The organism is Streptomyces sp. NPDC048370, assembly GCF_043200825.1.
Taxonomy (GTDB): domain Bacteria; phylum Actinomycetota; class Actinomycetes; order Streptomycetales; family Streptomycetaceae; genus Streptomyces.
In genome coordinates this window covers 437,697-451,341 of sequence record NZ_JBICYI010000002.1, presented here as the reverse complement: position 1 = coordinate 451,341, position 13,645 = coordinate 437,697, and the positions used below count along the sequence as shown (strand labels likewise).

At 72.0% G+C, this 13,645-nt stretch carries 15 protein-coding genes; 8 read left to right on the top strand and 7 right to left on the bottom strand.

What is annotated here, in order from left to right; translation table 11 throughout:
- Nucleotides 1-16: 16 nt before the first annotated feature.
- The 3 genes from ACGFYP_RS05810 to ACGFYP_RS05800 form a co-directional block, all read right to left on the bottom strand.
- Complete coding sequence (locus ACGFYP_RS05810; protein WP_393486795.1) at nt 17-685, bottom strand: isochorismatase family protein; 669 nt, start codon at nt 683-685, stop codon at nt 17-19.
- Between the two features lie 181 nt (nt 686-866).
- A complete protein-coding gene (locus ACGFYP_RS05805) occupies nt 867-1,613 on the bottom strand; it encodes a DUF2470 domain-containing protein (RefSeq protein WP_393486792.1) in 747 nt (248 codons plus the stop codon).
- Nucleotides 1,614-1,756: 143 nt separating this feature from the next.
- Entirely contained in the window at nt 1,757-2,164 is a 408-nt protein-coding gene (locus ACGFYP_RS05800) for a RidA family protein (protein WP_361968335.1), read from the bottom strand.
- Nucleotides 2,165-2,261: 97 nt separating this feature from the next.
- Between ACGFYP_RS05800 and ACGFYP_RS05795 the strand changes: the two genes are divergently transcribed.
- Nucleotides 2,262-2,648 carry a winged helix-turn-helix transcriptional regulator gene (locus tag ACGFYP_RS05795; protein WP_393486787.1) on the top strand — a complete coding sequence of 129 codons (387 nt, stop codon included), beginning with the start codon at nt 2,262-2,264 and terminating at the stop codon, nt 2,646-2,648.
- A 59-nt stretch (nt 2,649-2,707) separates the two neighbouring features.
- Here the strand turns inward: ACGFYP_RS05795 and ACGFYP_RS05790 are convergent, their stop codons facing one another.
- Nucleotides 2,708-3,193 carry a VOC family protein gene (locus ACGFYP_RS05790; protein ID WP_393486784.1) on the bottom strand — a complete coding sequence of 162 codons (486 nt, stop codon included), beginning with the start codon at nt 3,191-3,193 and terminating at the stop codon, nt 2,708-2,710.
- A gap of 251 nt (nt 3,194-3,444) precedes the next feature.
- Between ACGFYP_RS05790 and ACGFYP_RS05785 the strand changes: the two genes are divergently transcribed.
- Nucleotides 3,445-4,212, top strand: coding sequence for a DUF6215 domain-containing protein (locus tag ACGFYP_RS05785; RefSeq protein WP_393486782.1), 768 nt, complete (start codon nt 3,445-3,447; stop codon nt 4,210-4,212).
- Between the two features lie 6 nt (nt 4,213-4,218).
- On the opposite strand, the gene glsA is transcribed toward ACGFYP_RS05785, so the two are convergent.
- A complete protein-coding gene (gene glsA / locus ACGFYP_RS05780; protein WP_393486779.1) occupies nt 4,219-5,322 on the bottom strand; it encodes a glutaminase A in 1,104 nt (367 codons plus the stop codon).
- 161 nt (nt 5,323-5,483) lie between these two features.
- On the opposite strand from glsA, the gene ACGFYP_RS05775 reads away from it, so the two are divergent.
- The gene (locus ACGFYP_RS05775) at nt 5,484-5,975 is read left to right on the top strand and encodes a DUF1269 domain-containing protein (protein WP_393486777.1); all 492 of its coding nucleotides are present in this window, start codon (nt 5,484-5,486) and stop codon (nt 5,973-5,975) included.
- A 106-nt stretch (nt 5,976-6,081) separates the two neighbouring features.
- Here ACGFYP_RS05775 and ACGFYP_RS05770 read toward each other — a convergent pair whose 3' ends face one another.
- Both ACGFYP_RS05770 and ACGFYP_RS05765 read right to left on the bottom strand, forming a co-directional pair.
- Nucleotides 6,082-6,732, bottom strand: coding sequence for a hypothetical protein (locus ACGFYP_RS05770; protein ID WP_393486775.1), 651 nt, complete (start codon nt 6,730-6,732; stop codon nt 6,082-6,084).
- A 41-nt stretch (nt 6,733-6,773) separates the two neighbouring features.
- Nucleotides 6,774-7,868 (bottom strand): chemotaxis protein, encoded by a 1,095-nt coding sequence (locus tag ACGFYP_RS05765; RefSeq protein ID WP_393486773.1) that lies wholly within the window; start codon nt 7,866-7,868, stop codon nt 6,774-6,776.
- Nucleotides 7,869-8,059: 191 nt separating this feature from the next.
- Here ACGFYP_RS05765 and ACGFYP_RS05760 point away from each other — a divergent pair, with 191 nt between their 5' ends.
- From ACGFYP_RS05760 to ACGFYP_RS05740, 5 genes are all read left to right on the top strand, one after another.
- Nucleotides 8,060-8,530, top strand: a complete 471-nt coding sequence (locus ACGFYP_RS05760; RefSeq protein ID WP_393486770.1) for an SRPBCC family protein — start codon at nt 8,060-8,062, stop codon at nt 8,528-8,530.
- Nucleotides 8,527-10,848: an FdhF/YdeP family oxidoreductase gene (locus tag ACGFYP_RS05755; RefSeq protein ID WP_393486768.1), complete on the top strand. Its 2,322-nt coding sequence runs from the start codon at nt 8,527-8,529 to the stop codon at nt 10,846-10,848. Before ACGFYP_RS05760 ends, ACGFYP_RS05755 begins: the two co-directional genes overlap by 4 nt.
- A gap of 65 nt (nt 10,849-10,913) precedes the next feature.
- Nucleotides 10,914-11,906, top strand: coding sequence for a Dyp-type peroxidase (locus tag ACGFYP_RS05750; RefSeq protein WP_393486765.1), 993 nt, complete (start codon nt 10,914-10,916; stop codon nt 11,904-11,906).
- Between the two features lie 5 nt (nt 11,907-11,911).
- Entirely contained in the window at nt 11,912-12,727 is an 816-nt protein-coding gene (locus ACGFYP_RS05745) for a family 1 encapsulin nanocompartment shell protein (protein ID WP_393486763.1), read from the top strand.
- A gap of 82 nt (nt 12,728-12,809) precedes the next feature.
- Nucleotides 12,810-13,445, top strand: a complete 636-nt coding sequence (locus tag ACGFYP_RS05740) for a DUF1345 domain-containing protein (protein ID WP_393486761.1) — start codon at nt 12,810-12,812, stop codon at nt 13,443-13,445.
- Nucleotides 13,446-13,645: the final 200 nt, after the last annotated feature.

Here is a 13,645-nt window from a genome sequence, read left to right as displayed (position 1 = left end):
CGTCAGGGGGACTCGGTCACGCGTCCCGGCGAACGGCAGGTTGCGCCCTGTTGAGCAGGAGGTCGCGCAACAGGGATTCGGTCGTGCACACCACTCCGCTCCGGGCGGCCCAGCGCAGCGCCATCGCGTGTTCCTCGGGGGAGAAGTCCGCCACGGCGTCCGCGACGACGAAGGGCTGGATGTCGTTCATGAAGGCGTCGGCCGCCGTCAGGAGGACGCCGAGGTGGGCGTGGACCCCGCAGATGATCAGCTGGTCGCGCCCCTCGGACCGCAGCAGCCGTCCGAGATGGCTGCGGAGGAAGGCGTTGTGCCGCACGTTGGCGAGCAGGTGCTCGCCGGTGCGGGGCGTGAGCGGCGTGACGATCGCGGCGGCGTCGGGCTCGTCGCCTATGCCCGGACCCCAGACGTCGGCGACCAGGCCGCGCTGGCCCGGCCGCTGGGCGGCCGGCTCGGCGCTGAAGACGACGGGGATCCCGAGGGGCCCGGCGAGTTCGCGCAGGGCGACGATGTTGTCGACGAGTTCCACGACCGGGCTCTGGCCGGCAGGGAAGGCCTCCACGAAGTGGTTCTGCATGTCGAGGATCAGGAGCGCGGCGCGCGCGGGGTCGATGGACCAGGTGACGCAGGACCGGGGGAGGGCGGAGCGGTCGGGCAGGGAGTAGGGGCCGACGGTCGGCAGGCCCATGGTGGTTCCTCCCCCCGGATGGCGCGCGTGGGTCCGCGCGACCACCTCTGACGTGTGGTTTAGCTTAGCCTAACCTAAGTTTAGGCTGGGTGGGCGCTCGGGCCGGATCAACCCGTGGTCGAGTACGACGAGTTGCTCGGGTACGACGGCGACCAGGGGGCGCGGCGCGGCGCGCGCGGGGTCAGGCCCGCGGGGAGGGGTGGCGGTGGTGGTGCGCGCAGCGGGGCGTGGTGAGGATGAGGCGCACCTGCTCTCCGGCCTCGGCCGCGTCCCGCGCCTCGGTGGGGAACGGGATCCGCAGGTCGCAGTGGCCCTCGCGATACTCGCAGCGCAGGGTGATGGCGTACCGGTCCACGGCGAGCGGCAGGGCCCGGACCACGCCGTACGGCAGTCGCGACCCGGCGAGGACGACGAGGTCCGCCACCATCTCCCCGTGGGCGTCCGCGAGATGGGTGAGCATCGCGGCCTCCTCCACGGCGAGCGGGTCGGGCTGCGCGAGGGCGAACGCGTCGAGGCTCACCTCCTGGGTCCCGGCCGCGGTCCGCAGTGTGACGCGCGCCAGGTCGAGGCGGAGGTCGCCGTCGCCACCGTCCCCGTCGTGGGCCCCCGCCGGACCGGCGGGGGTCAGCCAGCCCGACATCGTCACGCGGGCGCGCACCCGGTCGCGGAGAGGGGTCGGCGCGATGTCGGTGAACTCGAGCAGGACGGCCAGGCTGCCGTGCGGCGCGGCGGCGACCTCGGCGGCCAGCGGGCTGTCGGCCTGCGCGGCGAGGGTGATGCGGCCGTTCCGGCCGACGGAGTGCATGCCGATGAGGTCGTAGCACTGCCCGTCCGTGGTGAGGGAGAACGAGACCGCCTGGGCCAGCAGGGAACGGACGCGCTCCGCCGCGGCCTGCTCGGACGGGGCGGTGTCGGTGACGGCGCTCAAGGCAACTCCTCGCGTGGCGGCGGGCATCGGGACCCCGATGCAGCTAAGGTAAGGCTAACCTAAGTCACATCGGAAGGTGGTGTCCAGCCCCGCGCGGGAGTGTCGGGCGACGTCAGTGCTCGCGCACGCCACCGTCGGGCGGTTCAGTCGATGACCGCCGTCGCCTCCACCTCGACCAGGTGCTCGGGTACGTCCAGGGCCGCGACGCCGATCATCGACGCGGGCGGCACCGGGGCGAACCCCAGCCGGGCGGCCGCCCGCTCGATGCCTTCGAGCAGCAGCGGCATCTTGTCGGGTGTCCAGTCCACGACGTACACGGTCAGCTTCGCGACGTCGTGGAAGGTCGCGCCGACCTCGGCCAGGGCGGTGGCGACGTTGACGTAGCACTGCTCGATCTGGGCGGGCAGGTCGTCCTTGCCGACGGTGACCCCGTCCGGGGTCCAGGCGACCTGCCCCGCGATGAAGACGAGCTTCGACCCCGTCGCCACCGCGACCTGCCGGTAGACGGGGATCTCGGGCAGTCCGGCGGGGTTCACCAGGGTGATGGCCATGCTGTGCGCCTCTCGTGGTCTCTTGTGGTTACTCAGGCACCGTAGGAGAGTGGACACCTGTACGGAAGAACGCACTTTTCAGTGACTGGGGAACCCGATGGTGACCAAGCAGTTCAGCGGCCTGCCCGAGGACGCGGACGTGACACGCGCGGACTCGCTGGGGCGGGAGATCTTCTCCGACGTCGCCAACAAATGGGCGCTCCTGATCATCGAATGCCTCGGTGAGAGCACCCTGCGCTTCAGCGAGCTGCGGGACAGCGTCCAGGGCATCAGCCACAAGATGCTCACGCAGAACCTGCGCATGCTGGAGCGGAACGGCCTGGTCGCACGGAAGGTGCACCCCACCGTGCCGCCCCGGGTCGAGTACTCCCTCACCGCCCCGGGGCTCGCCCTCCGGGTGACCATCGACGGCCTGTGCGCCTGGACCCACGCGTACGTCGGCGACATCGAGGAATCCCGCCGCCGCTTCGACGGGACCGGCTGAGGTCTTCCGCGCGGGACGGGCGGACCGGCGGACCGCTCGGGGCCCGGGCGGGCCTCGGTTCAGGGGCCGTCGGGCGTGTCTTCCACGGACCGCATGGCCTCCTCGTTCCGCTTCTCCAGCTCCTCCGCCGACACGTCCTCCACGTGCGTGGCGACGCTCCAGCGGTGGCCGAAGGGGTCCTCGAACTGGCCGGTGCGGTCGCCGTAGAACTCGTCCTTGATCGGCCGCAGTTCCGTGGCGCCGTGCGCCAGCGCCTTGGCGAAGACGGCGTCGACGTCCTGCACGTACACGTGCAGGGTGACGGGCGTGCCGCCGAGCGTCTTCGGGGAGCGGAACCCGATGCCGGGGTACTCGTCCGCGAGCATGAGGACCGAGCTGCCCAGCTGCAGCTCGGCGTGGCCGACCGTGCCGCCCGGCGCGGGCATCCTCATCCGCTCGGTGGCGCCGAGCACGGCGACGTAGAAGTCGATCGCGGCCGCGGCGCCGTCGACACTGAGGTACGGCGTGAGGCTCGGGTAATCCTCGGGAACGGGCTTGACGCTCACTGGGCTTCGGCCTTTCCGGGACCGCGGCGGTCACCGCCGACCGTCGCCTGCGACCACTGATATCCCGTACGGGTGGGCCGACCGCCCGCGCCGCGCGGCAGCACCCACCCGGATACCCCGAAGGGCGGCGGCCGGGCGGGAGAAGCCGCGGGACGGAGCGGCGGCGGGCGGGCCTTGTCGGCCCGCTGATCACGGGTTACGGTGCCCCGTCACATGTGGGGGATCTTGGAAAAGTGGGGGGACACGGGTCCATGGCCGAGGACATCGACGCGCTTCCGAAGGGGGCGGGCGTGTGGGGGCAGACCATCGCCGGGCTGATGCTCATACCGGCGCTCGGCGCCTGCCTGTGGGCCTACGGCGAGGTGGCGGACACTTCCGTCACGGACGGCGAACGGCGGCCCGCCGCCTGTTCGGGCGGCGACAGCGGGAAGCCGCCGACGCCGCAGACGCCGACCCCGCAGACGCCGACCCCGCAGACGCCGACCCCGCGGGCGGCGGACGACGCGGACCGGCGCGTGACAGGGGAGCAGCTCTGCCAGGCGCTGAACCGCCCCGACCTCGCCCGACTGCTGGGCACCCCCGGGGAGATCGCGACGTCCGCCAGCGGCAGCGACGGCTTCCTCAGCCTGGGCGGCGGCAGCGTCCAGGACCTCGCCACGCCCACCTCCCAGGTGGAGTTCGAGACGTACACGGTGTCCCTGGCGGCCACCTACGACCGGCTCCCGGTGAAGGGGTCCGACGCCCGGCTCCTCTGGGACGGCGCGCGGACGCGGACCGTCCTCGGCCGCCCGGCCGTCGTGTATTCGCAGTCCACCGTCGCCATCAGCTTCCGCCTCGACGGGAGCGACGCGTACACCGGGACCGGCGCCCCGGCCCGCGTCCTGTCCGTGGCCAAGGACGCAAAAGACAGCGGCGGTTCCTTCGAACTGGCGATGTGGCGCGAGGACGGCACCGTGCCCGACGACGCGGTCCTGCTCCGCGTCGCGGAGCAGGTGCTGCCGACGATCCCGGGCTGGTAGCCGCCGTCACCGCTCCTTGCCGTCCTTCGACGCGCGGGGCGCGCGGGGCACGGGAGCGGAGGCGAAGAGGTTGAGGCCGAGCGTCCGGGACAGGCGCCGCGCCGCGCGCTGGCCACGCACGCTGTTGCCCGCCGTGTCGAGCGGCGGCGAGAAGGAGGCCAGGGCGCACTTCCCGGGCGCCACCGCGACGATCCCGCCCGACACACCGCTCTTGCCGGGCAGCCCGATGTCGTACAGCCAGTCACCGGACCGTTCGTAGAGCCCCGAGGTGGCCATGGCGGCGAGCACCCGGCGGCAGGTCGCCGGCCTCACGACCTGGACACCGGTGAGCGGGTTCATCCCGCCGTCGGCCAGGGTGGCGCCCATGACCGCGAGATCCCGGGTGGTCACGGTCAGGGCGCACTGCCTGGTGTAGACGTCCGTGCTCTCCAGCGGATCGAACGGCATCCGGCCGTAGCTCTCCAGGAGCCGGGCGATTCCGCGGTTGCGCTGGTTGGTCGCGGTCTCGGACTCGTAGACCGCCACGTCGAGTTCGAGCGGTCGGCCGGCGAACGCGGAGAGGCCCTCCTGGACGAACGTCCACTTGGCCGCTGCCGTGTCCCCGGGCACCAGGCCGGTGGTCACCAGCGCCCCCGCGTTGACCATCGGGTTCATCGGGGAGCCGGCGTTCAGCTCCAGCGCCATGACCGAGTCGTAGGGCAGCCCCGTGTTGTTCACCCCGACGGCCTCCCAGGCGGCGCGATGGCCGAGCCGCTCGCAGACGAGCGCGAAGACGAAGACCTTGGAGATCGATTGGATGGAGAAGAACCGGTCGGCGCAGCCGACGGCGTGCACCCGTCCGCGGGTGTCGGCGAGGCTCAGGGCGAACCAGGAGGGGTCCGCCGCCGCGAGCGCCGGTACGTAGTCGGCGATCCGGCCCTCGGCCGACGGCAGGTAGCGGGCGTGCGTCTCGCGCAGGAGCGCGTCGACCGCGCCCGCCTCGGGCAGGGAGCCGGTCGAGATCGCCGCACGGCCCAGCTCGTCGCCGAACTCGGTGTCACCCCGCTCCAGCTCGGGCGGTACGGCCTCTCCGGGAGGGTCGTGCGGGTCGCCCGGCTCGCTGGTGCGCATGGACGCCACTCTCCCCGCGCACCCCGGCGCCCGCACCCGCGCGAGACCAGGCAGGTGAAGCGGGAACGGGAGCGCCCCGGCCGTGCGCGCAGCTGATGCCGCACCGCCGGTGGCGAGCATATGGTGCGAAGTGACTGGTTTGATGGCAAAGGAGACAGAGCATGTCCGAGCTCATCGTGATCGGCTACGACGACACATCCGTGGCGAAGAAGGCCTTCAAGGCGGTGCAGGAGCTCCAGAAGAACCATGTGGTCGACCTCAACGGGCTCGCCGTCGTCTCGGTCGACGAGGACGGCGAGACCCATGTGGACACCCCTGCCAAGAGCGAGAAAGTGGCGGTCTCGGCCACGGCCGGCGCTCTGTGGGGCATGGTCCTGGGGATCGTCATCCTCACCCCTGCCATCGGCGTCGTCGGAGCGGCGGTGGGCGGTCTCATCGGCAAGCTCAGCCAGATGGGCATCGACAACGACTTCCGGAGGAAGGTCGACTCGCTCCTCAAGCCCGGCTCGGCGGCCGTGGTGATCATGGCCACGAAGGTCACCGAGGACAAGTTCGCCGCCGCCATGCAGTCCTTCGGCGGCGCCCTCCTGAAGACCTCCCTCGCCGAGGAGGACGAGAAGGCGCTCGCCGAGCAGCTCGCAGGCCCGGAGTAGGCACGGCGACGACGACGGGGGCGGTACGGAGACCCTCCGTATCGCCCCCGACTTCGTACCGCCCCCGACTTCGTACCGCCCCAGGCCGGCGCGCGCCGGTGTCGCGTCAGTATCGCTGCGCCTTGGTCAGCCGGGGCGTCAGCGCGGGCTCGGCGGGCTCCCGGCTGGTGACCACCGGCTGGGCGCGCTTCCCGGGAGCGAGGTCCTCCGCTCCGACGAACTGGGTCTCCACGACCTTGCCCGAGGAGTCGAGGAAGTCGACCTGGGCGGCGTACGAAGCCGCGTCGGCCGTCTTGTTGGTGATGCTGACGACGACGGCGAGCCGGCCCTTCGTCTCGGCGCGCGGCAGCCCCGTCATCGCGACCTCGCCGAGGGCGTTCCCCCGGCCCTGGACGCCCTTCAGGGCATCCTCCGCCGCCTGGCGCGACCGCTCGACCTCGGCACCGATCGACGCCTTGCGCGAGGCCTCCCGTGCGGAGGCCGAAGCCGCCGCCGACGACGCGGAGGCGCGCGCGGACTCGACGGCCGCGGAGGCGGAGGAGGCGATCGCCGAGGGCGGGGCGCCGGTGAAGGACGCGGTGTCCGGCGGGGACGGGCGGTCGGTGAACGACGGGGTGCTGCTCGCGCCGTCGTCGTCCGAACCGCAGGACACGAGCAGCGTGGCACCGGCCGCCGCGACGAGGAGCGTCGCGACCGCGCGCGCGGCGCGCCCGGCGACGCGGTGCGTCCGGCCGGTCGTGGGGGTGGGGTGGTGCATGCGGGGGCCTCTTCCCGGGGGGCAGGGGTTCGGTACGGCGTTCAGTAGCGCAGGACGGCGGCGATGCGTCGCGAATCGGCCAGCGTGCCGTCGGGGACGAAGCGCACGCCCGCGCCCGTGCCCAGGGCCTGCTCGACGACCTCGTCCACGATGTCGTCCCGCGCGTCGAGGTCGGCCGGCTCCGCGGGTTCGAGGTGGTCGCCGTAGTCGCGTACCACCGCCCGGTAGTGCTCCTCCACGGCCAGCAGCCGGACCCGGCCCTCCTTCGCGGCCAGCCAGACCTCGTCGAGGCCGCCCGCGAACTCGCGCCGGCCCTGCGCGCCGTCCAGGTCGGCCACGACGGCCGCCGTGTCGGCCTCCACCTGCGCCGCCCGCAGGGGCTGCAGCGTCCGCCAGACGTCCGCCGCAGGACCGCCGGCGAGCCCGCCGCTCCGGACGGCCGTGGCGTCCTTGCCCAGGGGGCCCATGTCCTCCAGGAGGGCGAGGGCGGGCGCGTCCCCGATCAGGTACAGAGGCCGGGGGGAGGAGCTGAGCACGACGCGCATCGCCTCGTGCGCGTCGCGCAGGAACTGACGGGTCTGCTCGTCCTGGAACGTGCTCGGCAGATCGCCGATGCGTTCCTTGCGCTCTGCGTCGGGGTCCTCCAGGCTCCGCGTCAGCGGAAATCCGTTCTCGCGGCTCTCGGTGACCCGCTCGGCCTCGCCGTCCCAGAGGGAGACACGGTCGGCCGCCACGGCCAGCGCCCAGAACGGCTGCTCGGCGGCCTGGGCGGCGACCAGGTTGCGGGTGAGGAAGGTGTCGGCGAGGACGACCCGCTCGGGCACCGTCCGGGCCACCGACCAGACATGGTGCTCGCCGGGGGCCGCGTAGATCACGAGGCCGTCCTCCGCATGGGCGAGATCGACCTCGGCGAGGGCCTGCTCCAGCTGGCTCAGCACGTCGAGGCGCCGCTCGCGGGTGACCGCGGGGTCCTGCTCCAGGAGCTCCCCGGCCCTCGCCACCAGGTTTCGGAGCCGGACCGGGTCCTGGGCGTTGTCGGGCTCCCTGCGGTGTGTCGGCATGAGCAGGGACACGGCCGGATACGGGCGGGGCTGACGCAGTTTCGCGAGCAGTTCCGTGCTGAGACCAGGGTGCATGGGAGCCGACCTTTCGAGGGGCGGTCGCGGGGGCGCGTAGGGGAGCGGCCGATCGTTAGGAACGATATGCCCGAGTTTGCGTGTCGGCGCGTCGCGAGCCCGGCGCCATCCGTTCGGGTCCTGCCGGACTGCGGGGACGGCCGTACGGTACGAGGCTTGGCCCGACCCCCTCCCAGAGGAGCGTGATCGGCGTGGCCCGGAACCGCCGTCTGATCCTGAGCTCGCCGTCCGAGGTCTGGAGCCTGCTGGCCGACGGCCACCGCTACGGAGAGTGGGTGACGGGCACCCAGGAGGTCCTCTCCGCGGACCCGCACTGGCCGGACGTGGGCGCCCGCCTCAAGGTCCGCGTCGGCCTCGGATCGGTGACCCTCGACGACACCTGTGTCGTCCGCATCTGCGAACCGGGGCGCCGCCTGGAACTGGAGGCGAAGGCGGACCCGTTCGGCGCGGCCCGTATCGCCATGAAGCTGACGCCCTGGGGCGAGAACACCCTCTTCACCCTCGACTGGCACCCCCTCCGAGGCCCCGGCACCCGGATGCACGGACTCCCCGTGGACTACGTCATGGCCGTCCGCAACGGCATGATGCTGACGAAGCTGGCCCGGATCGCGGTACGTGAACACACCGCCCCCAGCCCGCTCGGCGAGAGGGCGGAAGTGTGAGCGCCACCCCGGAGGAAGACGAACAGCAGGAACAGGTGGAAGCCAGGGTGGGTCCCGAGCCCACCGAGGAGCCGGAGTTCCGGCCCTATCACCACCCGGCCGCCGGATGGGGCGCCGCCAACAGCGTGACCCGGTTCATGGTGCGCGAGGGCGCGCTCCTGGACGGACCCCGGGCGATCATGCGGATGAACCACGAGAACACCGGTTTCGACTGCCCCGGCTGCGCCTGGCCCGACGACACCAAGGGCCTGCACCTGGACATCTGCGAGAACGGCATCAAGCACGTCACCTGGGAGATGACTCGCAAGCGGGTCGACCGCCCGTTCTTCGCCGCCCACTCGGTGACCGAGCTGGCCGGGTGGAGCGACTACGACCTGGAGAGCCAGGGCCGGCTGACCGAGCCGATGGTCTACGACCCCGACACGGACCTCTACGAGCCCATCAGCTGGAAGGACGCCTTCGAACTCGTCGGGCGTACCCTCCGCGAACTGGACTCCCCGCACCAGGCGGCGTACTACACCTCCGGCCGGCTCGGCAACGAGGCCACCTTCCTCTACCAGCTCATGGCGAGGGAGCTGGGCACGAACAACCTGCCCGACTGCTCCAACATGTGCCACGAGGCCAGCGGCCGCGCCCTCACGGCGTCCCTGGGCACCGGAAAGGGGACCGTCGACCTCAAGGACTGGGAGACCACCGACGCCCTGTTCATCCTCGGCGTCAACGCCGCGTCCAACGCGCCCCGGATGCTGACCGCCCTCGCGGAGGCGTACCACCGGGGCGCCCAGGTCGTGCACATCAACCCGCTCGTGGAGGCGGCCGCCACCCGCGCGATCATCCCGCACGACTTCAAGGACATGGCCACCTTCCACGCGACCCGGACGAGCACCCTCAACCTCCAGCCGCGCATCGGCGGCGACATGGCGCTCCTGCGGGGCATGGCCAAGGCGATCCTGGAGCAGTCGACCTCCGACCCCAAGGCGCTGGACCGGGAGTTCATCGACCGGCACACCGCCGGGTTCGAGGAGTACCGCGCCCTCTGCGAGGCCACGCCCTGGGAGGACATCGAGCACCAGTCCGGGGTCGGCCGCGCCGACATCCTCGACGTGGCTCGCGTCTACCGCGAGGCGGACCGCTCCATCGTCAGCTGGTGCCTAGGCGTCACCCAGCACGAGCACGGCGTCGACACGGTACGCGAGATCGTCAACCTCCTTCTGCTGCGCGGCAATCTGGGCCGGGAGGGCGCAGGACCCTCCCCGGTGCGCGGTCACAGCAACGTCCAGGGCAACCGCACCTGCGGCATCGACCACCGGCCCCGTACGGAGTTCCTGGACCGGCTCGCGGAGGTCTGCAGGATCGACCCGCCCCGCGAGCACGGCCTGGACACCGTACGGACCATCGAGGCGATGCTGCGCGGCGACGTGAAGGTCTTCGTCGGCATGGGCGGCAACTTCGCCCTCGCGGCGCCCGACACCCCCGTCACGTACGAGGCGCTGCGCGCCTGCGAACTGACCGTCCAGGTGAGCACCAAGCTCAACCGCAGCCACGTCGTCCACGGCCGGCGGGCGCTGATCCTGCCCTGCCTCGGCCGCACCGAGAAGGACCAGCAGCGCAAGGGCCTCCAGAGCACGTCCGTCGAGGACTCGATGAGCATGGTGCACCTGTCGGTCGGCATGAAGCGCCCGGCCTCCGCGCACCTCCTCTCCGAGCCCGCGATCGTCGCGGGCATGGCCCGCGCGGCCCTGCCCGACAGCGAGACGCCGTGGGAGTGGTACGTCGAGGACTACGACCGGATCCGCGACACGATGGCCCAGGTGCTCGACGGCTTCGAGGACTTCAACCGCCGAGTACGGCTGCCGCTCGGCTTCCGCATCAAACAGCCCGCGCGGGAACTCGTCTTCCTCACCCCGTCCGGGCGCGCCGAGTTCTCCACCGCCGAGCTGCCCGACGTCGTCCCGGCCCCCGGCACGCTGGCGCTGGGCACCATGCGCTCCCACGACCAGTGGAACACCACGATCTACTCCGACAACGACCGCTATCGCGGGATCAAGAACCTGCGCACGCTCGTCTTCATGAACGAGGACGACATGCGCGAGCGCGGGGTCGCGAAGTTCGACCCCGTCGACATCACCAGTACCGCCAAGGACGGCAGCCGGCGCCGGCTCCGCGGCTATCTGGCGATCCCGTACGACATCCCGCGCGGCTGCGCGGCCGGATACATGCCCGAGATGAACGTCCTGTGCGCGCTCGGCGACTACAGCACGCAGAGCGACCAGCCGATCATGAAGCACCTCCGGGTGACCATCGCCCCCGCCGCCTGAGCCCGCCTCCGCCGTCCGACCCTCTCCACGTGTCACCTTCCTTACCGAGCCGCTTCTGGAGCCACATGGTCACCACGCAGCCCGTCGTCGTGCCGCCGTCCAAGGCCGCCGTGTTCCTCGTGGTCACCGTCGACCCCGGCGGAGAGACCGCCGTACGGGACACGCTCGCCGACCTGGCCGGTCTGACGCGCTCCGTGGCCTTCCGCGCGCCGGACGACCGTCTGACCTGTGTCGTCGGCATCGCCTCGGGGGCGTGGGACCGGCTCGTCGGCGGGCCGCGCCCCCGCGAACTCCACCCCTTCACGCCGCTCACGGGCCCCCGGCACCGGGCCCCGGCCACCCCGGGCGACCTCCTCTTCCATGTACGCGCCCGGCGCATGGACCTCTGCTTCGAACTCGCCCGGCTCCTCGTCGAGGCCCTGGGCCCGGCCGTGACCGTCGTCGACGAGGTGCACGGCTTCAAGTACTTCGACGAACGCGACCTCCTCGGCTTCGTCGACGGCAGCGAGAACCCCGAGGGCGGCGCGGCCACCGAAGCCGTCTTCGTCACGGCGGAGGACGACGATCCACCCTTCCGGGGCGGCAGTTACGTCATCGTGCAGAAGTACGTCCACGACATGACGGCCTGGCAGTCGCTCACCGTCGAGCAGCAGGAGCGCGTCATCGGCCGTACGAAGTCGGCCAACGTCGAACTGGCCGACGACGTCAAGCCGACCGACTCGCACGTCGCGCTGAACACGATCGTCGCCGAGGACGGCACCGAGCAGAAGATCCTGCGCGAGAACATGCCGTTCGGCCAGATCGGCCGCGGCGAGTTCGGCACGTACTTCATCGGCTACGCGCGCACGCCCTCGGTCACCGAGCAGATGCTCCGCAACATGTTCCTCGGCGACCCGCCGGGCGTCACCGACCGCATCCTCGACTTCTCCACGGCCGTCACCGGCGGCCTCTTCTTCGTCCCCACCGCCGACCTCCTCGACGACCTCCCCGCCCCGCCCGCCGCAGCCGCCGCCCAGCGGGGCGACTCCCTGCGCATCGGCAGCCTCAAAGGAGCCTGAGCGTCATGACGACCCCCGCCGCCACCGACAACCTGCACCGCGAACTCGCCCCGATCACCCCCGCCGCCTGGGCCGAGATCGAGGAGGAGGCCCGCCGCACCTTCCGGCGGCACGTCGCCGGACGCCGAGTCGTCGACGTCCCCGACCCGGGCGGCCCGGGGCTCGCCGCCACCGGCACCGGGCACCTCTCCGCCATCGACCCGCCGGCCCCCGGCGTCTCCGCGCGACTGCGCGAGGCCCGGCCTCTGGTCGAACTCCGCGTCCCGTTCAGCGTGAGCCGGTCCGCCGTGGACGACGTCGAGCGCGGCTCGCACGACTCCGACTGGCAGCCCGTGAAGGACGCGGCGCGCGCCATGGCGTTCGCGGAGGACAGGGCCGTCTTCGACGGGTACGCGGCGGCCGGCATCGAAGGGCTGCGGTCACGCTCGTCCAACCCGGAACTGAGCCTGCCGGCCGAGCCGCGCGACTACCCCGACGCCATCAGCCGCGCCCTCACCTCACTGCGGCTCGCCGGGGTCGACGGCCCGTACGCGCTCCTCCTCGGCGCCGACGCGTACACGGCGGTCAGCGAGACCTCCGACCACGGCTACCCGATCGCCGCGCACCTCGGCCGCATCCTCGGCGGCGACCCGATCTGGGCGCCCGCGCTGACCGGCGCGTTCGTCCTCTCCACACGGGGCGGTGACTTCGAGCTCCTGCTCGGCCAGGATCTGTCGATCGGCTACACCGCGCACGACGCGAAGGGCATCGAGCTGTACTTCCAGGAGACGCTGACGTTCCTGACGTACACGGACGAGGCGGTCGTCGTCCTCAAGGACTGACGAGAACGGCGGAGCGGCCGGGACGGGCGGGACGCGTGGAAATACCGGGCCGGAGTTCCGTCCGCGGTTACGGTTACGGGCCATGACGCAGTGGTTGCCGGAATCCGCGGTGTCCCGGCTCGCCGGGTCGGTCGTCGCCGGAGCGGCGGTCGCGGTGGTCGTCGCCGTACTCACCGACGCACCGCTCGGAGTCCTCGCCGGTATCGCCGTGACGCAGACCGTGTTCGTCGTCACGGGGTGGCTCGTGCTCTGGCCGATGGACGCGGCCACCACGCGGCGCGACGCCCGCCGCGAGGACTTCAGGCCCGCGCTCGACGAGCTCTTCGTCGTCGCGGTCGCCCTGTGCGGACTGGGCAGCATCGTCGTCCTCCTCCTGCGCGGCGGCCCCGACACCGGCCACGCGGCGGCCGCGACCGCGCTCAGCGGAGTCTTCATGGCGTGGGCGGCACTCCACCTGATGTATGCCACGCGGTACGCGTACCTCTACTGCGGGGCGTCCGAGGGCGGGATCGACTTCAATTCCAAGGAACCACCCGCGTACCGCGATTTCCTCTACTTCAGTTACAACCTCGGCATGACGTACCAGGTCTCCGACACCGACGTGTCGAGTTCACGGATCCGCGCGGTCGTCCTGCGGCACTCCTTGTTGTCGTACGTCTTCGGCACGAGCATCCTGGCCACCGCCATCAACCTCGTCGTCGGCCTCGTCACGGGCTGAAGGCCACTTCCTGCCCGGCAGGCGGCCTCGAAAAGACCGTTCCGGCAATTCCAGGAGGAGGGGCGAAGCGGGCTTTCGGGCGACCGGATCGCCGACGCCCCGGCCGGGAGGTCGCGCCGCCGACGCGACGGTCGCGGGCGTCCGCAAGGCGCACCCCTACGCCCCCGCGAGGCGCACCCCCGCGCCCCCGCCCGCCTGCG